Annotated in this window: 25 protein-coding genes; all 25 read right to left on the bottom strand. The window is 60.5% G+C overall.

Features of this window, described 5'->3' with window-relative positions:
* Positions 1 to 5 precede the first annotated feature (5 nt).
* On the bottom strand, positions 6 to 719 hold the full coding sequence (locus AC5E6W_RS19845) for an adenylate kinase (protein WP_491754073.1): 714 nt from the start codon (positions 717 to 719) through the stop codon (positions 6 to 8).
* Positions 720 to 818: 99 nt separating this feature from the next.
* Positions 819 to 2228 carry a preprotein translocase subunit SecY gene (gene secY, locus AC5E6W_RS19840; RefSeq protein WP_491754072.1) on the bottom strand — a complete coding sequence of 470 codons (1410 nt, stop codon included), beginning with the start codon at positions 2226 to 2228 and terminating at the stop codon, positions 819 to 821.
* Positions 2229 to 2373: 145 nt separating this feature from the next.
* Positions 2374 to 2838 carry a 50S ribosomal protein L15 gene (gene rplO / locus AC5E6W_RS19835; protein WP_491754071.1) on the bottom strand — a complete coding sequence of 155 codons (465 nt, stop codon included), beginning with the start codon at positions 2836 to 2838 and terminating at the stop codon, positions 2374 to 2376.
* A 174-nt stretch (positions 2839 to 3012) separates the two neighbouring features.
* Complete coding sequence (gene rpmD / locus AC5E6W_RS19830) at positions 3013 to 3198, bottom strand: 50S ribosomal protein L30 (protein WP_491754070.1); 186 nt, start codon at positions 3196 to 3198, stop codon at positions 3013 to 3015.
* Positions 3199 to 3247: 49 nt separating this feature from the next.
* Positions 3248 to 3754: a 30S ribosomal protein S5 gene (gene rpsE, locus AC5E6W_RS19825; protein ID WP_491754069.1), complete on the bottom strand. Its 507-nt coding sequence runs from the start codon at positions 3752 to 3754 to the stop codon at positions 3248 to 3250.
* Positions 3755 to 3853: 99 nt separating this feature from the next.
* On the bottom strand, positions 3854 to 4219 hold the full coding sequence (gene rplR / locus AC5E6W_RS19820; RefSeq protein WP_491754068.1) for a 50S ribosomal protein L18: 366 nt from the start codon (positions 4217 to 4219) through the stop codon (positions 3854 to 3856).
* Between the two features lie 135 nt (positions 4220 to 4354).
* The gene (gene rplF / locus AC5E6W_RS19815; protein WP_491754067.1) at positions 4355 to 4894 is read right to left on the bottom strand and encodes a 50S ribosomal protein L6; all 540 of its coding nucleotides are present in this window, start codon (positions 4892 to 4894) and stop codon (positions 4355 to 4357) included.
* A 230-nt stretch (positions 4895 to 5124) separates the two neighbouring features.
* Positions 5125 to 5523: a 30S ribosomal protein S8 gene (rpsH, locus tag AC5E6W_RS19810; protein WP_491754066.1), complete on the bottom strand. Its 399-nt coding sequence runs from the start codon at positions 5521 to 5523 to the stop codon at positions 5125 to 5127.
* A gap of 165 nt (positions 5524 to 5688) precedes the next feature.
* Entirely contained in the window at positions 5689 to 5874 is a 186-nt protein-coding gene (locus tag AC5E6W_RS19805; protein ID WP_491754065.1) for a type Z 30S ribosomal protein S14, read from the bottom strand.
* Between the two features lie 65 nt (positions 5875 to 5939).
* On the bottom strand, positions 5940 to 6488 hold the full coding sequence (gene rplE / locus AC5E6W_RS19800; RefSeq protein ID WP_491754064.1) for a 50S ribosomal protein L5: 549 nt from the start codon (positions 6486 to 6488) through the stop codon (positions 5940 to 5942).
* Between the two features lie 160 nt (positions 6489 to 6648).
* Entirely contained in the window at positions 6649 to 6972 is a 324-nt protein-coding gene (gene rplX, locus AC5E6W_RS19795; protein WP_491754063.1) for a 50S ribosomal protein L24, read from the bottom strand.
* 167 nt (positions 6973 to 7139) lie between these two features.
* Positions 7140 to 7511 (bottom strand): 50S ribosomal protein L14, encoded by a 372-nt coding sequence (rplN, locus tag AC5E6W_RS19790; RefSeq protein WP_491754062.1) that lies wholly within the window; start codon positions 7509 to 7511, stop codon positions 7140 to 7142.
* Between the two features lie 100 nt (positions 7512 to 7611).
* Positions 7612 to 7944, bottom strand: a complete 333-nt coding sequence (rpsQ, locus tag AC5E6W_RS19785) for a 30S ribosomal protein S17 (protein ID WP_491754061.1) — start codon at positions 7942 to 7944, stop codon at positions 7612 to 7614.
* A 2-nt stretch (positions 7945 to 7946) separates the two neighbouring features.
* Positions 7947 to 8156 carry a 50S ribosomal protein L29 gene (gene rpmC / locus AC5E6W_RS19780; RefSeq protein ID WP_491754060.1) on the bottom strand — a complete coding sequence of 70 codons (210 nt, stop codon included), beginning with the start codon at positions 8154 to 8156 and terminating at the stop codon, positions 7947 to 7949.
* 114 nt (positions 8157 to 8270) lie between these two features.
* On the bottom strand, positions 8271 to 8705 hold the full coding sequence (gene rplP / locus AC5E6W_RS19775) for a 50S ribosomal protein L16 (protein ID WP_491754059.1): 435 nt from the start codon (positions 8703 to 8705) through the stop codon (positions 8271 to 8273).
* Positions 8706 to 9145: 440 nt separating this feature from the next.
* Positions 9146 to 9814: a 30S ribosomal protein S3 gene (gene rpsC / locus AC5E6W_RS19770; protein ID WP_491754058.1), complete on the bottom strand. Its 669-nt coding sequence runs from the start codon at positions 9812 to 9814 to the stop codon at positions 9146 to 9148.
* Positions 9815 to 10011: 197 nt separating this feature from the next.
* Positions 10012 to 10521, bottom strand: a complete 510-nt coding sequence (gene rplV, locus AC5E6W_RS19765) for a 50S ribosomal protein L22 (protein WP_491754057.1) — start codon at positions 10519 to 10521, stop codon at positions 10012 to 10014.
* Between the two features lie 87 nt (positions 10522 to 10608).
* A complete protein-coding gene (rpsS, locus tag AC5E6W_RS19760; RefSeq protein ID WP_491754056.1) occupies positions 10609 to 10893 on the bottom strand; it encodes a 30S ribosomal protein S19 in 285 nt (94 codons plus the stop codon).
* Positions 10894 to 11099: 206 nt separating this feature from the next.
* Complete coding sequence (rplB, locus tag AC5E6W_RS19755; RefSeq protein ID WP_491754055.1) at positions 11100 to 11930, bottom strand: 50S ribosomal protein L2; 831 nt, start codon at positions 11928 to 11930, stop codon at positions 11100 to 11102.
* 136 nt (positions 11931 to 12066) lie between these two features.
* Entirely contained in the window at positions 12067 to 12360 is a 294-nt protein-coding gene (locus AC5E6W_RS19750; protein WP_491754054.1) for a 50S ribosomal protein L23, read from the bottom strand.
* 3 nt (positions 12361 to 12363) lie between these two features.
* On the bottom strand, positions 12364 to 13026 hold the full coding sequence (gene rplD / locus AC5E6W_RS19745; protein ID WP_491754053.1) for a 50S ribosomal protein L4: 663 nt from the start codon (positions 13024 to 13026) through the stop codon (positions 12364 to 12366).
* Positions 13027 to 13180: 154 nt separating this feature from the next.
* The gene (rplC, locus tag AC5E6W_RS19740) at positions 13181 to 13912 is read right to left on the bottom strand and encodes a 50S ribosomal protein L3 (protein ID WP_491754052.1); all 732 of its coding nucleotides are present in this window, start codon (positions 13910 to 13912) and stop codon (positions 13181 to 13183) included.
* A 160-nt stretch (positions 13913 to 14072) separates the two neighbouring features.
* Complete coding sequence (rpsJ, locus tag AC5E6W_RS19735; protein WP_103934077.1) at positions 14073 to 14390, bottom strand: 30S ribosomal protein S10; 318 nt, start codon at positions 14388 to 14390, stop codon at positions 14073 to 14075.
* 262 nt (positions 14391 to 14652) lie between these two features.
* A complete protein-coding gene (locus tag AC5E6W_RS19730; protein ID WP_491754051.1) occupies positions 14653 to 15153 on the bottom strand; it encodes a hypothetical protein in 501 nt (166 codons plus the stop codon).
* A 162-nt stretch (positions 15154 to 15315) separates the two neighbouring features.
* Positions 15316 to 16503 carry an elongation factor Tu gene (tuf, locus tag AC5E6W_RS19725; RefSeq protein WP_491754050.1) on the bottom strand — a complete coding sequence of 396 codons (1188 nt, stop codon included), beginning with the start codon at positions 16501 to 16503 and terminating at the stop codon, positions 15316 to 15318.
* Positions 16504 to 16600: the final 97 nt, after the last annotated feature.

The raw sequence follows: 16600 nt of genomic DNA, 5'->3' as shown, positions 1-16600 counted from the left end.
CCTTTCTAGCTCACCGTCTGCTGCCGCATTGCGAGCAGTGCAGCGAGGATTCCTTCGGTCACCGTATCGACATTGCGGTCGCCGTCGACTTCAGCGAAGCGGCCTCCGTGGTGGCGATAGTACTCAATCACAGCCGCCGTCTTGGACTCGAACGCTTTCATGCGCTCGTAGAAGACCGGCTCGCTGTCGTCGGCGCGCTGCTCGAGCTTCGCGCCCTCGCGATCGCACACGCGGTCGTTCTTCGGGGGATTGAAGTAGATGTTGTAGATTGTGCCGCACACCGGGCAGCTCAGGCGGCCGGTGATGCGCTCCAGCAGCACCTTCTGGGGCACCACGATGTTAATGGCGACGACAGGGAGCTTGGAGGAGGCGAGCATGCCATCCAGCCACTGCGCCTGACCGAGCGTGCGGGGGAAGCCATCGAGGATGTAGCCGCGCGCGGTGTCCGGCTGCTTGAAGCGCTGGGCGACCATCTCGTTGACGAGGTCATCGGGGACGAGTTCGCCGCGGTTCATCAGATCTTCCGCCATCATGCCCAGCGGGGTGCGGTCGGTGCGGTTCTGCCGGAGCAGGTCGCCGGTAGAAATCTGAGGGATGGCGAAGCGCTCCATGAGCCGCTTGGCCTGCGTTCCCTTCCCCACACCCGGCGCGCCCAGCAGAAGCATGGGGCCGGGAACGAACTCGCTCGTGTTGGCCGTATTGGTCGATGCGTCAGACAATCCAAAAATCCGTTCAAAAAAGTGAGGCCAGGGCTTGAGGTCAGAGTTCAGAAAACGAAGCCTTCTGAACCCCGGCCCGTGGCCCTGACCCGTGGTTCCTTACCAGCTGCGGCGACCGCGAATGCGACCCGACTTCGGTGTGAAGCCATCGTAGTGGCGCATGATCAGCTGCGCTTCGATCTGCTGCACCGTGTCCATGGCTACGCCGACTACGATCAGCAGCGAGGTGCCGCCGAAGTAGAAGTTGAGGCCAAGGCCGTTGGTCATCCAAGGCGGCAGCTGATCGAAGAAGCTGCCAATCAGCGGCAAGTGGTTGAAGTGAATTCCCGAGATCAGGAACATCGGAATGATCGAGATCAGGATCAGGTACAGCGCTCCGACCAACGTGATGCGCGTGAGCACATCGTTGATGAAGTCCGACGTGCGCTTGCCGGGGCGAATTCCCGGGATGAAGCTGCCATACTTGCGCATGTTGTCGGCGATGTCATCGGGACGGAAGATGATCGAGATGTAGAAGTAGGCGAAGAAGATGATCGCCACCATGTACAGGAGCACATACCAGGGCTCAGCGGGAGCCAGAGCACGGAAGACCGGTCCAAGCCACTTGTTGTCACGCAGCGGTCCCGAACCGAACATGCTGACGTTCTGCAGCAGCAGCGGCGCCGAGAGGATCGACGCAGCGAAGATGACGGGCATGACGCCGCCGGAGTTCACCTTCAGCGGGAGGAACGAACTCGAGCCCTGCGAAAGGGTGCGGCCGACCATGCGCTTGGCGCTCTGCGTGGGGATGCGGCGCTCGGAGCGCTCGACGAAGACGATGAAGGCGACCACGCCGACCATCATGGCCAGCAGCGCCGCGATTGCCATCGGAGTGAAGGGGCCCCACTGGCTGGTGCGCGTCTTGTCGTACAGGTCGCCGATGGCGCGGGGCAGACCCACCACGATACCGGTGAAGATGAGGAGCGACATACCGTTGCCGATGCCGCGCTCGGTGATCTGCTCGCCCAGCCACATGATGAATGCCGTGCCTGCGGTCAGCGTGATGACGCAGAGCGGGAGGAACTCCGCCTTGGGCAGCGTCGTCATGCCGCCGGAGGCGGTCGACGTCAGCGAGATGCCGATGAACAGGCTCTGCACGATCGCGAGCAGCACGGTGACGTAGCGCGTCCACTGGGTGATCTTGCGGCGGCCAAGCTCGCCTTCCTTCTGCAGCTTTGCCAGCGGCTCATAGATGACCGTCAGCAGCTGGAAGATGATCGACGCCGTGATGTACGGCATGATGCCCAGCGCGAAGATCGTCAGCCGGCGCAGGTTGCCGCCGTTGAAGAGATCGAAGAGGCCAAGGGTCGAGCCAGCGTTCGAGTTGAAGAAGTCCGCGAGCTTGTTTGCGTCAATGCCGGGAGTCGGGATGTGCGCCCCGAGACGGTACACGGCGAGCAGCAGCAGCGTGAAGCCGATGCGGTTGCGCAGGTCGGGAATACGGAAGATGTTGCTGAGTCTCTCGAGCATCGATGAATCTGGCCTTCAGAGCGAGTATGGCTTCGATTGTACGCGTTTTGGGCCTGTCCGGAAGGGGGCGCAACGCCTGCGGTGCGCCCGGCCAGCAGGCCACAGAGGCAAAATGGCCGGAGCCCGCAGGCTCCGGCCGGATTGCTTAGGCAGCAGCGGTTTCGGAGCCGATCACGACGGCCTTACCGCCGGCCGCCTCGATGGCCTTCTGCGCAGCCTTGGAGAACTTGTGCGCGTGCACGGTGACCGCAGTGGTGATCTCGCCGTTGGCGAGGATCTTCACCAGGCCATTGCGCTTCTTGGAGAGGCCGAGCTCGATGATCTTGTCGAGGGTCAGCTCCGTCACGCCCAGTGCGGCGATGGTGTCCAGCGAGAGCAACTCGTACTCAACGCGGAAGATGTTGGTGAAGCCGCGCTTCGGCATACGGCGGTGCAGCGGCATCTGGCCGCCCTCGAAGCCGCGCATCAGGCTGGAGCCCGAACGCGAACCCTGGCCCTTGTGGCCGCGGGTCGAGGTCTTACCCATGCCCGAACCCATACCGCGGCCGACACGCTTCTTGTTTTCATTCGCCTTCTTGGGCGCATTCAGATTGCTGAGATTCAGTGCCATGTTCTTCCTCGCTAACGCCGGGAAGCTAGCTCTTAGCCGTTAGCTTCTAGCTCTTCGCTAGAGTTCGGCTATGTCTTGCATCCTCGACTCGCATGTTGGCCGTCTCTTCGACGGGCTCTTCGGCTTTGCGTCTTCGGGCTAGAAGCTAGGAGCTAATAGCTAAGAGCTGCCTCTCTACTCGACGACGCGAACCAGGTGGGGAACCTTTGCCACCATGCCGCGGATCGACGGGGTGTCTTCGCGCTCCACAATCTGGTTGAGCCGCGTGAAGCCCAGGCCCTTGATCACGAGCTTGTGCTTGACCGGGGTGCAGATCTTCGAGCGGAAGTATTGAAGCTTCATCATTTTTTCGGCTGCCATTGTTCTTCTCCGATATAAGGCCCGGGGTTGATCGCCCCGGGGCCGTTCCTTAGAGTTCGTCGACCGACTTGCCGCGAAGCGCGGCGACATCGGCCTTGTCACGCAGCTGCGAGAGGGCCACGAAGGTCGCCTTCACCACGTTATGCGGGTTGGCGGAACCGAGGGACTTCGTCAGCACGTTCTGCACGCCGGCGGCCGTCATGACTGCACGGACCGTCTTGCCGGCGATCACACCGGTACCTTCCGGCGCCGGCTTCAGCAGGACCTGACCAGAACCGAAGCGGCCGATGGTGTCGTGGGGGATCGTGTAGCTGGTCAGATTCACCTTGATCAGGTTCTTCTTGGCCGACTCGATGCCCTTTCGGATCGCCTGCGGAACTTCCTTCGCCTTACCCGAGCCGTAGCCCACAACGCCCTCGGCCGGATCACCAACGATGACCAGTGCCGCGAAGCTCATGTTCTTGCCGCCCTTGACGACCTTCGTCACGCGGTTGATCGCTACAACCTCATCCTTCAGGTTCAGGCGATTCGCATCAATTCTCTTCTTGATTACCATGAGGCACTCTTCCTTTTCTTTATTTGTCCCCGGCACACCGGTCCGGAGCTGCAGCCTCGTCGGGCTGCGTTGCGGGGCTTGAGCCCTCTTGGAAACTGTTTAGAACTCGAGGCCAGCCTCACGAGCGGCATCGGCCAGGGCCTTAATGCGACCGTGATACAGGTAGCCACCGCGGTCGAATACGACCTTCTTCACACCAGCAGCCAGGCCACGCTCAGCGATGAGCTTGCCGACTGCCTTGGCAGCCTCGACGTTGCCGCCGGCCTTCTTCTCTTCGCCCTTCTTCTGGACGGTGGAAGCCGAAGCGATGGTCTTGCCGTTCGCGTCGTCGATCAGCTGGGTGTAGATGTGGTTGAGCGAGCGGTAGACATTGAGACGCGGACGCTCAGCTGTGCCCGTCATCTTGGAACGGATGCGGGAGTGAACTCGCTGGCGGATTGCATTGCGTTGCGGCAGAGCGATCATGATGGGTTTCCTTTCCTAATGGCGTCGCTGACCTTCAACGACGTTCGGGTTGGAGTGAATAGTGGCTAGTGAATAGTGAAGAAAGACGCCGTTGTCTTGTTCACTATTCACTTCCTCACTATTCACTCGCCTTGCTTACTTGGCGCCGGTCTTTCCGACCTTCTTCTTCAGCTTCTCGTCGGAATAGCGAACACCCTTGTTCTTGTACGGGTCCGGCTTGCGCAGCGAGCGCATATCCGCCGCGACCTGGCCGACCTTCTGGCGATCGATGCCGGAGACCGTGACATGCGTCTGCTTGGGGTCGATGGCGACCTCGATGCCGGTGGGGAGCGGGAACTCGATGGGGTGGGAGTAGCCGAGCGTGAACACGACCATGTCCTTACCCTTGAGCTCCACGCGGTAACCGATACCGACTACGTCGAGTTCCTTCTTCCAACCGTTGGTTACACCCTCGACCGCGTTGAAGACGAGCGAACGGGCCAAGCCATGCAGCGCTGCCTGCTTATCGCTCTCGCGCTCCACGTGCAGAATGCCGTCCTTTTCCACCAGCGAGATGCCGGTGGGCAGGATCGCCGAGGTCTTGCCCTTGGGGCCTTCGACCACGACGAGGTTCGTCTGCACGGTGTACTTGACACCCTTGGGCAGCGTGATGGGCTTCTTGCCGATACGTGACATGATTCAATCCTTTGGTGGCTTGCGAGTCGCGGGGAAGCTAGCTTCTAGCTACTAGCTCTTAGCTTTTAGCCAAGGGCTCCGTTCCACTGCAGCCGACGGTTGCCCGCCTTACCTCAGGGGCTAAAGCCCCTTGAAACTTTGCCGGCAAATGTCACGGCCGAAGCCGTGACCTGCCGTTCTTGCCGGGCCCAGGGACTTGAATCTCAAATCCCTGGGCTCTAATTCGTTCACTACCAAACTTCGCAGAGGATCTCGCCGCCGACGTTTTCGCGGCGGGCCTGGCGGCCGGTCATGACGCCCTTGGGGGTGGTCATGATGCTGATGCCGAGGCCACCCTGGACGCGCTTGATCTCGTCACGGCCGATGTAGACACGGCAGCCGGGCTTGGAGACGCGCTTGAGGTCGCGGATGACGGACTCGTTGTTGGGGCCGTACTTGAGGTACACACGAAGCACGCGGCGGCCGTCTTCTTCGGCGGCCTTGTAGTTCGCGATGTAGCCCTCTTCCTTGAGGATGCGGGCAATTTCCGCCTTCAGCTTCGAGGCGGGAACATCGAGCTTCTGGTGGCGTGCGCCCTGCGCGTTGCGGATGCGCGTGAGAAAGTCTGCGACTGGATCGGTCAGATTCATCGTCTATCCTTTCATCCTCCGTTCGCTTCGGGCGGTACGCGCGAAGAACCAGCGAGGATGGTTGTGGCGCCCTTGAATCGATCAAGCACGCCGGGACCATGTTGCTCGCCACAGACTCACGCCCGCTTGTGCGGACAGGTCTCTGCGGCGCAGAGCCTTTGTTGCTTACCAGCTCGACTTGACGACGCCCGGGATTTCACCCTTCAGCGCCAGGCCGCGGAAGCATAGACGGCAGCAGCCAAACTTGCGCAGGTACGCGCGCGGACGACCGCAGAGCTGGCAGCGGTTGTGCTGGCGCGACTTGAACTTCGGCTTGCGTGCGTCTTTGACCTTCTTAGCAGTAGTTGCCATTTGTTTCCTCTGAGGCTTACGCCTCTGCTTTCCAGGCCCCCAAAGCGGGCCACGAAACCTAAGACTTAGTTACCCTGGCGGAAGGGCATCCCGAAGGCACGCAGCAGTGTGCGGGCTTCGTTATCGTCCTTCGCCGTGGTCACGATCGTGACGTTCATGCCCTTGGTCTTGTCGACCTTGGAGTAATCGATCTCCGGGAAGATCAGCTGGTCGCGCAGACCCAGCGTGTAGTTGCCGCGGCCGTCGAAGCTCTTCGAGCTCACGCCGCGGAAGTCACGCACACGGGGCAGGGCCACCGAGATCAGGCGATCAAGGAACTCGTACATCTTGTCGCCGCGCAGCGTAACCATTGCGCCGATGGGCATGCCCTCGCGGAGCTTGAACGCAGCGATCGACTTCTTCGCCTTGGTGACGACCGGCTTCTGGCCGGCGATCGCGGCAAGGTCGGCCGTCAGCGGATCCATGATCTTCGCGTTCTGCGTGGCTTCGCCGATACCCATGTTGATGACGATCTTCTCAAGCTTGGGAACGGCCATCAGGTTCTCGATGCCGAGTTCCTTCTGGATCGACTGCTTGAGTTCGGTTTGAAACTTCTCTCTCAGACGTGCTGCCATGATTCGTCTCTCTTTCTCACGGTGTCGGGGTGGGTACCGGTTCGTGAGGCGCTCAATTTAGCTGCTAGCTTCTAGCTCTTAGCTATTAGCCAACCGCCAGGTCCTAACTTTCCGCTCGCCGCAAACTCCCGCTAGAAGCTAAGAGCTAACGGCTAGCAGCTTACTTGGCCTTCGGCTCCGCGATGCTTGCGCCGTTGGAACGCGCGATGCGGGTCTTCTTGCCACCCTCGGTCGAGAAGCCAATGCGGGTCGGCTTGCCTTCGGAGTCCACCACCATCACATTCGAGATGTGGATGGGGGCTTCCTGCTTCACAATGCCGCCCTGCGTGGTCTGCGTGGGCTTCTTGTGCTTGGTGACGATGTTGATGCCTTCCACCAGCACGCGCTGCTTGTCGGTGTACACGCGGAGAACGCGGTGCGTCTTCGTGCCCTTGTTCTTGCCGGCGATTACGACCACCATGTCGTTGCGCTTGATCTTTGCCATCGAACTTTCTCCTTCAAACAGCCTCGGCGAACATGCTCAGTGAAGAGCGCGGAGCCGGAATCCGCTGAAATACAGTGAATAGTGGTTAGTGAATAGTGAGGTAAAGATTGAAACTCAGAGTCGTGAGGTTTTCTTCACTATTCACTCCTTCACTATTCACTCGCCAGTTAGATCACCTCAGGCGCCAGCGAGACGATCTTGAGGAACTTCTTCTCGCGGAGCTCGCGGGCGACGGGACCGAACACGCGGGTGCCGACCGGCTCCATCGAATCATTCACGACTACGGCCGCGTTCTCATCGAAGCGGATGTAGGTGCCGTCGCGACGGCGGGATTCCTTGTGCAGGCGAACGATGACTGCCTTCACAACCTTGCCCTTCTTGACCGTGCCATCCGGGGAAGCTTCCTTGACCGCGGCGGTAACCACATCGCCGAGACCGGCCTTCTTGCCAAGCCCACCGCCGAGCGGGAGGATCACCTGCAGCTTGCGCGCGCCGGAGTTATCGGCAACGGCGAGCATGGTGCGCATTTGAACTGACATGGATGTATCTCCTTGCGCTTACGCAACTACCTTCTTGTCATCCTGGGCGGGGCGAAGGATCTGCTTCCCGCGCAGTATGCCGGCAGAAGCCGGCCCAAACTTACTTGGCAGCCGCTTCGGCCCGAAGGGGCTTCTCGTCTGCAATCGCGGAGAGCGAGGAGCGGCGGATGATCTCTTCGAGATTCCAACGCTTCAGCTTCGACAGGGGACGGGTCTCGCGGATGCGGACCACATCGCCCACGCGAGCCGAGTTCTGCTCGTCGTGCGCGTAGAACTTCTTGTTCGACTTCATCACGCGCTTGTACTTGGGGTGGGCCTTGCGCATCTCGATCTCGACCACGATCGTCTTCTGCATCTTGGTCGAAACCACGTTGCCGACCTTCTCGTTGCGGCGTGCGGCTTCCTGCTGCGGTACCTGTGTTGTCTCAGCCATTGTTACTTGCCTCCCTTGGCGGCAGCCAGCACGCGCTCGCGTGCGATGGTCTTGAAGCGCGCAATGTCCACCTTGAGCGAACGGATGTTCTTGATGCCTTCCGTCTTGCCCAGGGACTTCGAGAAGCGAATACGGAAGAGCTGCTCGGCCGTTTTCTTTTCCTCGGCCTTCAGGTCCTCGTCGCTGAGACTACGGATCTTGTCCAATTCCATTTCTTTTTCCTTCCGCCTGAACGGCAGTGCTTTTCTACTCAGGAAATTTGGTGCATCCTGTCTTGCAATAGCTTCAGCCGAAGAGGCTTCCCTCTCCGGCCGAAGCCGAAATCTTTACTTGGCGGCAGCCTCAGGCGTGAAGCCCGGGCGAACGACAAAGGCGGTCCTGAGACCAAGCTTGTGAGCGGCCAGGCGCATCGCTTCCTTCGCGATGTCCACCGGAACGCCTTCCATCTCGAACAAAATCTTGCCGGGGCGAACGACCGCTACCCAGTGATCAGGAGCGCCCTTGCCCTTACCCATACGGGTTTCGGCAGGCTTCTTGGTGATGGGCTTGTCCGGGAACAGACGCAGCCAGACCTTGCCACCACGCTTGATGAAGCGGGTCATCGCGATACGCGAAGCCTCGATCTGGCGGTCTGTAATGTAGCCGCACTCGAGAACCTTCAAGCCGTAATCACCAAACGAGATATCCGAACCGCGCCACGCCTTGCCGCACATGCGGCCGCGCTGTTGCTTGCGGTACTTGACCTTCTTGGGCAGAAGCATTGTTCAATCCTTATCGTTTCCTCGAAGGCCTTGCAGCTTCGAGGGGTATTGCCAGGCAGCTCTCATGGAGCAGGCCCGGAAGATCGGCACGCAGAGCGTGATCGATCCAGCGAAGAGACGCGTTGAAACTCGCACGTCTCGATAGACCCGTTGCCGGGACTGTTGCACGGTGAAACCCTTGGAGCTTGCCGGCATCGGCCCAGAAACGGGACTGGCGCAGGAGATAAGCCTCAGTCGTTCGGCTCATCTATAAGCTCGACCGAGGTCTCTGCCACTCGCCGTAAGGCACGGGGCAGACTCAGGGCCAAACCAAATTAGTGTAGCAGAAATCCGCGCGGGGCGCGAATTTCGTAGGGTTCAGGTTCCAGGGCTCAGGGTCCAGAAAGCCGCAGCCTTCTTGGCCCCTTAAGCCCTATACCCTGGGTCCTGACTAAGGGAGCTTAGAAAGCTCCGGTGGTCGTAACGTTGTCGCGGCGCTTTTTCTGCTCGTAGATGTCGCCACGGTAGATCCAGGTCTTGACGCCGATGACGCCGAAGGTCGTCTTGGCTTCGGAGAAGCCGTAGTCGATGTCGGCGCGAAGGGTGTGCAGCGGCAGACGGCCCTGCAGGTACCACTCCGAGCGCGCGATCTCGTTGCCGTTGAGACGGCCCGAGACGCGAACCTTGATGCCCTTGCAGCCGAAGCGCAGGGCCGAATCGACCGACTTGCGCATCGCGCGGCGGAAAGAGACACGCTTCTCCAGCTGGAGGGCGATGTTCTCGGACACGAGCTGCGCGTCGAGCTCAGGCTTGTTGACCTCGAGGATGTCGATGAACACCTCGCGGCTGGTGCGCTTCTGGATGTCAGCCTTGAGCTTGTCGATCTCGGCGCCCTTGCGGCCGATGATGATGCCCGGACGCGCGGTGCGGATGATCAGGCGGAGCTTGTTGCCCGGACGCTCGACCTCAACGGACGAGACACCGGCGGCCTTCAGCTTGTCGCGAAGCTCAGCCTTGAGCTTGACGTCCTCGACGAGGAGCTTGTCAAAGCCGCGCTCGGTGAACCAGCGCGACTTCCACGGCTTGTTGACGCCGAGGCGGAATCCATACGGATGGACTTTCTGTCCCATATTTCCTTCTTTTCTCGCCTCCGCCGGTTGAGCCGGCGAGGCCTAGCTACACGGATTTTGTCTCCGGCCGCGGACTGTATTCTGCCGCGTGTCGAGGACTCACCAGGACTGCAATCATCTCCCCCGTGGTTCGTCTCCGTTGCCCGTCCAGGAATAGGGCTCAGGGCGGACAACGGAACACGGAGAACGTCGTACGGTTACTTCGCTACTGCCTTCTTGCTCGCGGACTTCTTCGCGGCCTTCTTGGCAGTGGACTTCTTGGCCGCCTTCTTGCCGGCGGTCTTCTTCGGGGCCGCTGCGGCGTCAGCCGAAGCGGTTGCCACCTCGGCAGCCTTCTTCTCGGCCACCGTGATGATGATGTGCGCGATGCGGCGCTGGTAGCGATACGCACGGCCCATTGGGGCAGGGCGGATACGCTTCATGCGCGGACCTTCATTGGCCACCGCGGTCTTCACGAACAGGTTGTCGACGTCGACGTCGAGACCGCGCTCGTCGGAGAGGTACTGGGCGTTCGCCACGGCCGAGCGGATCACCTTCTCGACCACGGGGGCGATGCGCTTGTTGGTGAACGCGACCGTATTGATCGCAGCTTCCACGCGGAGGCCCTTGATGAGGTCAAGCACCAGCTTGGCCTTCTGCGGGCTGACGCGCTGGTTCCGAGCCTCGGCGCGGAACTCAGGTGCAGCAGTTGTTGTCGTCTTTGCCATCTTCTTATCCCTTACGGCTGGAAGCCAGGAGCCTTGCGGCTGGCAGCTTCGGCCTGATCTTGTTGACCCTGATCCTGTTGGCCGAAACTACTTGGCCTTCGCCGTATCCCCGCCCTTGGCGGTGTGGCCCTTGAACGTGCGCGTCGCGGAAAACTCGCCGAGCTTGTGGCCGACCATGTTCTCCGTGCAGTACACCGGGATGAACTTGCGGCCGTTGTGCACAGCGATGGTGTGGCCGACCATGTCCGGGTGAATGGTCGAGCGACGCGACCAGGTGCGGATGACCTTCTTGTCACCAGCCTGGTTCATCACATTGATCTTGCTCATCAGGTGCTCGTCGATGAACGGGCCCTTCTTCGTGGAGCGTGACATTGGAACTCCTTGGTGCTCGATGCTACGAATCGCAGGAGGAGTGCTGCGACTTGGTCTCGCCCTTTTGGCGCCGATGTCCTGACGCTCCTCCGGGTGGCGATTAGCTCTTAGCCATTAGCTCTTAGCTACTAGCCCTTGATGTCGCCGCCAGCCGCTGCTCTTCGCTTCTTCTAACAGCTAAGAGCTAGCGGCTAACAGCTTCGTTCTTACTTGCCCTTATTGCGGCGTTGAACGATAAAGACGTCGGTGCGCTTGTTGTTGCGCGTCTTGTAGCCGCGCGTCGGCTGACCCCATGGGGTCACCGGGTGACGGCCACCCGAGGTCTTACCTTCACCACCACCGTGCGGGTGATCGACCGGGTTCATCGAGACACCGCGGTTGGCCGGGCGGATACCCTTCCAGCGGTTGCGGCCCGCCTTGCCGATGGTCACGTTCTCGTGGTCGGTGTTGCCTACCTGGCCGATGGTCGCCATGCAGTCGATGAGCACCTTGCGGGTCTCGCCCGAAGGCAGCTTCAGGAGGGCGTAGTCGCCTTCCTTCGCGATCAGGTTGACCTGCGCACCAGCGGAGCGGGCCATCTGCGCGCCCTTGCCAGGACGCAGCTCGATGTTGTGCACCGTGGTACCGACGGGGATGTTGCGCAGCGGGAGGGCGTTGCCGACGAGGATGTCGGCCTCGGGACCGCTCATCACCTTCTGGCCAACCTTGAGACCGACAGGCTGGATCATGTAGCGCTTCTCGCCGTCCGCGTAGTGGATGAGCGCGATGCGCGAGCTGCGGTTCGGGTCGTACTCGATCGTCGCGACGGTGCCGGGGATGCCGTACTTGTCGCGCTTGAAGTCGATGAGGCGCAGCTTCTGCTTGTGTCCGCCGCCCTGGTGGCGAATGGACAGCTTGCCCATGTTGTTGCGGCCACCGGTGCGCGGCTTGACCGCGAGCAACGGCTTATGCGGCTTGTCGGTGGTGATGTCGTCGTTGACCAGCTTCGTCTGGAAGCGAAGGGTCGGGGTAATCGGACGGAATGATTTGATCGGCATAGTGCCTTATCTCTCTTCTCCGCGCGGCCGTCAGACCTGCGCGATAGGTGATTCGAACTACGTTGTACGTTCTAAGTTCCACGTTGTACGTTCGACTGGCCAAGGCCGCGTAGAACGTACAACGCAGAACGTACAACTAAATCTCTGCGGCGAAGTCGGGAACCTTTTCCCCGGCCTTCAGGCGGACATAAGCTTTCTTCCAGTCGGGAAGGAAGCCGGCAAACTTGCCACGGCGGCGCTCCTTGCCCAGCACCAGCGCAGTGCGGACGCTGGCAACCTTGACATTGAAGAGCTGCTCGACGGCCTGCTTAACCTCGGTCTTCGTCGCGGTCGAAGCTACTTCGAATACCAGCGAGCTTTCGGTCTCGCGAGTCGTGAGCGCCTTCTCGGTGATCAGCGGGCGGCGGATGACTTTATATAGGGTCGACATGAGTTACGCGACCTCCTTGTGAGCTCTCTTCGAAACGTTCTTCTTCAGCGTCTCCTGCAGAGCTTCAAACGCAGCCTTCGAGAAGATGGCGCGCTCGTAGCGGAGCAGGTCGTAGGGATGCACCTCGCTCGAGAGGACCAGCTCCACACCCGCCAGGTTGCGCGAGCCAAGGTAGAGCTTCTCTTCGAGCTGCTGGGTCGACTCGACCAGCAGGGTGGTCTTCTTGGCATCGAGCTTGTTCAGCGCGTTGCGGAAGAGCTTGGTTTTGGCCTCGGACAGGAGGAAGTTCTCCACGATGGTGAGCTTGCCATCGGCCAGCTTGGACGCGATCGCCGAGCGCAGCGCGCCGAAGAGCTTCTTCTTCGGGAACTGGTACTCGTAGCTGCGCGGCTGAGGTCCGTGGACCGTACCACCACCACGCCAGAGCGGGGTGCGGATGGAGCCGACACGGGCGCGGCCCGTACCCTTCTGCTTCCAAAGCTTCTTACCTGCGCCGCTGACCGCTTTACGATTCTTCGTCGCGTGCGTACCCTGGCGGAGCGAAGCACGATAGTGCTTTACAGCCTCCCACAACAGGGCCTCGTTGATGTCTCCCGAGAACAAATCGTCGAGCTCCAGCTCGCCGACCTTTCCGCCCTCGAGATTGACCACCTGAATGCTTGCCATCTCAACTTCTCTTTTCCGTGCCCGCGAACGTTGCCTCGGGCCCTTCGGTTGTTAGGCTGCGGTACTCGCTTTGTTCCGCGCGCAGCTGTTGTTGCAAGCCGTTAGCTTTTAGCTCTTAGCCTTTCGCTAGGAACCAGAAGCTAACGGCTAAAAGCTATTTCTTCTTCGGTGCAGCCTTCTTCGAAGCCTTCAGCGCATCCTTGGTCTCGGTACCGGCGAAGCCACGACGCTCGCGCGGCGGCGACTTAGCCTTCGAGACGAGAACATAACCCTCACGCGCACCCGGAACCGCGCCTTCGACCAGGAGGAGATTGTCCTCAACGTCGACGCCGCGGATGCGGAGGTTGCGGACGGTGATCTGCGCGTCACCGAAGTGACCCGGCATACGCTGGCCCGGGAAGACGCGCGACGGGAACGACGAGGCGCCGATCGAGCCCTGGATCTGGAACATGTGACCGTGCGACTTGGGACCGCCGGCAAAACCATGACGGCGAACGACGCCCGCGAAACCACGACCCTTCGACTTGCCGATGATGTCGACGAACTTCGCGTCGTTGAAGATCTCGACGGTGATGCGATCGCCAGCCTTGGCGCCCTGATCACCCTCGCCGCCAGTGACGGACTCGAGTGCAACCTCACGGAAGACACGAACCGGGGGAGCGGAGGTCTTGCCGAGGTGGCCGGTCATCGGCTTGTTGATCTTGGAAGCCTTCACGAACTCGACCAGGCCGATCTGGGCGGCATCGTAGCCATCCTTCGCCTTGGTCTTGAGCTGCGTGATCACGCACGGGCCAACCTGCAGGACCGTGATCGGGTGAACGTCACCCTTTTCGTCGAAGACCTGCGTCATGCCGATCTTCTTACCGAGAATGCCTGTTACTGACATTACTTTCTCTCCTCATCATGCCGGACACGAGGTGCCGGCACTGTAGGTGTTCGCTGAGAGCCATTAGCTCTTAGCTTCTAGCTGTTAGCTAAATCCTTGGAAACCATAACTGCTCGTGTCGCCGACCCCAGGCTAGAAGCCAGGAGCTAACGGCTAAGAGCTACTTGGTAACCGTCTTGATCTCGACGTCGACACCGGCGGGGAGATCGAGCTTCATCAGGGCATCCACCGTCTGCTGCGTGGGCTCCAGGATGTCGATCAGGCGCTTGTGGGTGCGAATCTCAAAGGCCTCGCGGGACTTCTTGTCCACGTGGGGCGAGCGCAGGACGCAGTACTTGTTCTTCATGGTGGGCAGGGGAATCGGTCCTGCCACCTGTGCACCGGTGCGCTTGGCGGTCTCGACGATTTCTCCAGTGGAGGTGTCGAGAACACGGTAGTCATACGCCTTAAGGCGAATGCGAATGCGCTGCTGAGCCATTCGGAACTACTTTCTGACCTTCAAACAAAGATCGGTTTGGAGTATCTTGCGCGCGATCGTACCTCTGGACCGGACACGCAAGTCTCGTTTCGTGGAAGAACCGGACTTCAGATGTTTTGCGGGGGCTTCGCGTCCGCCCAGATTCCGGCAGACACAACGCACTACGGACGCAGTACGCCCAACCCAATAAGCATAGCTGGTCCCGGTGGAAAACTCAAGGGCGCGCGCCTAGAAATCAGGCACTGCGGCTCTCGCATTCGAATCACCCCTCTGCAGCCCGCCTCTTTGCGCGCGCGAGGAGACGCCGAGCGACCACGATCTCAGAGATGGCGACCACCATTGGGCCATAAAGCATGGCCGCAACATATGGCGGCATCCCTTTGGGTCCATCACTCCGCGTCCACCAGGGAGACAGACTCGGGCGAGCCCGGAGGGCCAGCATCTGCAGAAGGACGACTACCACCAGGTAAATAAGGTGGATCACCAGCATGCGCGGCACCTCGTCCTGCACATATTGGTCGCCAAGGCTGTGCTTCGTCTTGATTCCCCGGGTGCGAAAGAAGGTCCAGACGCACACAACTCCCGTGTAACTGATCGCGGTAACGATCTGAAGCCCGTACGGCTGTTCACGTAGCGTGATAAAGAGCAGCACCGATCCCAAGGCCAGCAGCAGAATCAGCACATACACGCCAAGTGCCTCGCCCAATGTCACAGGCTCTTTGGACTGCTCACGTTTTTCCCGATCGTCGAGCGACTCAAACACGCGGCCTCGCAGCTGGTAAAGCGATTCTAACCAGAGGGACCGAAAAGGCTTCAAACAGAAACGCGGTCAGCCGAAGCTGACCGCGTTTCCTATTCCTTGAGTCCCGAGGCTAGCGCCGGCTGAAGCCGGTCGCCTACCCGTAACTTAACGCGAAGCGTGAAGTTACTTGAGGATCTCGGAGATCGTGCCGGCGCCTACCGTACGTCCACCCTCACGGATGGCGAAGCGGAGACCCTTCTCCATGGCGACCGGCGTGTGCAGGGTCACCTCGAGCTGGATGTTGTCGCCGGGCATGCACATCTCGGTGCCCTCAGGCAGCTTGGCCGAACCCGTCACGTCCGTGGTGCGGAAGTAGAACTGGGGGCGGTAGCCGTTGAAGAACGGGGTGTGACGTCCGCCTTCGTCCTTCGAGAGGACGTAGACCTCACCCTTGAAGGTGGTGTGCGGTGTGATCGAACCCGGCTTGGCAAGAACCATGCCGCGCTCGACGTCTTCCTTCGCGGTACCGCGGAGGAGGAGACCGGCGTTGTCGCCCGCCAGACCTTCATCGAGCTGCTTCTTGAACATCTCGACGCCGGTGACGGTGGTGGCCTGGGTGTCGCGGAAGCCGACGATCTGTGCCGCCTCGCCAACCTTGATCTTGCCGCGCTCGATACGGCCGGTGACGACGGTACCACGACCCGAGATCGAGAAGATGTCCTCGATCGGCATCAGGAAGGGCAGGTCGACCAGACGGTCGGGCTGGGGAACCGAAGCATCGACAGCAGCCATGAGCTCGTCGATCTTGGCTTCCCACTGGGCTTCGCCGTTCAGCGCGCCGAGCGCCGAGCCGCGGATGACGGGGACGTCATCGCCAGGGAAGTCGTACTTCGAGAGCAGCTCGCGAACTTCCATCTCGACCAGGTCGATGAGCTCTTCGTCGTCAACCGCATCGCACTTGTTCAGGAACACGACGATGTACGGAACGCCGACCTGACGAGCGAGCAGCACGTGCTCCTTGGTCTGGGGCATCGGGCCGTCGGTGGCCGCGACCACGAGGATCGCGCCGTCCATCTGCGCCGCACCGGTGATCATGTTCTTGATGTAGTCAGCGTGGCCCGGGCAGTCGACGTGAGCATAGTGGCGGTTCGCCGTCTCGTACTCCACGTGGGAGGTCGAGATGGTGATACCACGCTCGCGCTCCTCAGGAGCGTTGTCGATTGTGTCGAACGAGCGGAACGAGTTCTTCGGGTTGTGCTTCGAGAGAACCTTGGTGATCGCCGCCGTGAGGGTGGTCTTGCCGTGGTCGATGTGACCGATCGTGCCAACGTTCACGTGCGGTTTGCTACGATCAAATTTTTCCTTCGCCATCGTCTTCTCCGTCTAAGAATTACTGCTGATTCCTATGTCTTGCGCACGCTCGTCAATGTTCCAGAGCTCCAGTGCGCGGCTTGCTTTGCTAAACCGT

The organism is Bryocella sp. (assembly GCF_058498515.1).
This window is presented reverse-complemented; position numbering and strand designations above follow the sequence as displayed.

Coding starts and splice junctions, on each gene's coding strand:
- rplR (WP_491754068.1), bottom strand. CDS start 4,219: ATGATCGCTCTGCCGCAACGCAATGCAATCCGCCAGCGAGTTCACTCC.
- rplE (WP_491754064.1), bottom strand. CDS start 6,488: ATGGCAGCACGTCTGAGAGAGAAGTTTCAAACCGAACTCAAGCAGTCG.
- rplD (WP_491754053.1), bottom strand. CDS start 13,026: ATGGCAAGCATTCAGGTGGTCAATCTCGAGGGCGGAAAGGTCGGCGAG.
- rplV (WP_491754057.1), bottom strand. CDS start 10,521: ATGGCAAAGACGACAACAACTGCTGCACCTGAGTTCCGCGCCGAGGCT.
- AC5E6W_RS19750 (WP_491754054.1), bottom strand. CDS start 12,360: ATGTCGACCCTATATAAAGTCATCCGCCGCCCGCTGATCACCGAGAAG.
- rpsH (WP_491754066.1), bottom strand. CDS start 5,523: ATGAATCTGACCGATCCAGTCGCAGACTTTCTCACGCGCATCCGCAAC.
- rplC (WP_491754052.1), bottom strand. CDS start 13,912: ATGTCAGTAACAGGCATTCTCGGTAAGAAGATCGGCATGACGCAGGTC.
- rpmD (WP_491754070.1), bottom strand. CDS start 3,198: ATGGCAGCCGAAAAAATGATGAAGCTTCAATACTTCCGCTCGAAGATC.
- rpsQ (WP_491754061.1), bottom strand. CDS start 7,944: ATGGCTGAGACAACACAGGTACCGCAGCAGGAAGCCGCACGCCGCAAC.
- secY (WP_491754072.1), bottom strand. CDS start 2,228: ATGCTCGAGAGACTCAGCAACATCTTCCGTATTCCCGACCTGCGCAAC.
- rplO (WP_491754071.1), bottom strand. CDS start 2,838: ATGGCACTGAATCTCAGCAATCTGAATGCGCCCAAGAAGGCGAATGAA.
- tuf (WP_491754050.1), bottom strand. CDS start 16,503: ATGGCGAAGGAAAAATTTGATCGTAGCAAACCGCACGTGAACGTTGGC.
- rplN (WP_491754062.1), bottom strand. CDS start 7,511: ATGTCAGTTCAAATGCGCACCATGCTCGCCGTTGCCGATAACTCCGGC.
- rplF (WP_491754067.1), bottom strand. CDS start 4,894: ATGTCACGTATCGGCAAGAAGCCCATCACGCTGCCCAAGGGTGTCAAG.
- rpsC (WP_491754058.1), bottom strand. CDS start 9,814: ATGGGACAGAAAGTCCATCCGTATGGATTCCGCCTCGGCGTCAACAAG.
- rpmC (WP_491754060.1), bottom strand. CDS start 8,156: ATGGAATTGGACAAGATCCGTAGTCTCAGCGACGAGGACCTGAAGGCC.
- rplB (WP_491754055.1), bottom strand. CDS start 11,930: ATGCCGATCAAATCATTCCGTCCGATTACCCCGACCCTTCGCTTCCAG.
- rplX (WP_491754063.1), bottom strand. CDS start 6,972: ATGGCAAAGATCAAGCGCAACGACATGGTGGTCGTAATCGCCGGCAAG.
- rplP (WP_491754059.1), bottom strand. CDS start 8,705: ATGCTTCTGCCCAAGAAGGTCAAGTACCGCAAGCAACAGCGCGGCCGC.
- AC5E6W_RS19805 (WP_491754065.1), bottom strand. CDS start 5,874: ATGGCAACTACTGCTAAGAAGGTCAAAGACGCACGCAAGCCGAAGTTC.
- rpsS (WP_491754056.1), bottom strand. CDS start 10,893: ATGTCACGCTCCACGAAGAAGGGCCCGTTCATCGACGAGCACCTGATG.
- rpsE (WP_491754069.1), bottom strand. CDS start 3,754: ATGGTAATCAAGAAGAGAATTGATGCGAATCGCCTGAACCTGAAGGAT.
- rpsJ (WP_103934077.1), bottom strand. CDS start 14,390: ATGGCTCAGCAGCGCATTCGCATTCGCCTTAAGGCGTATGACTACCGT.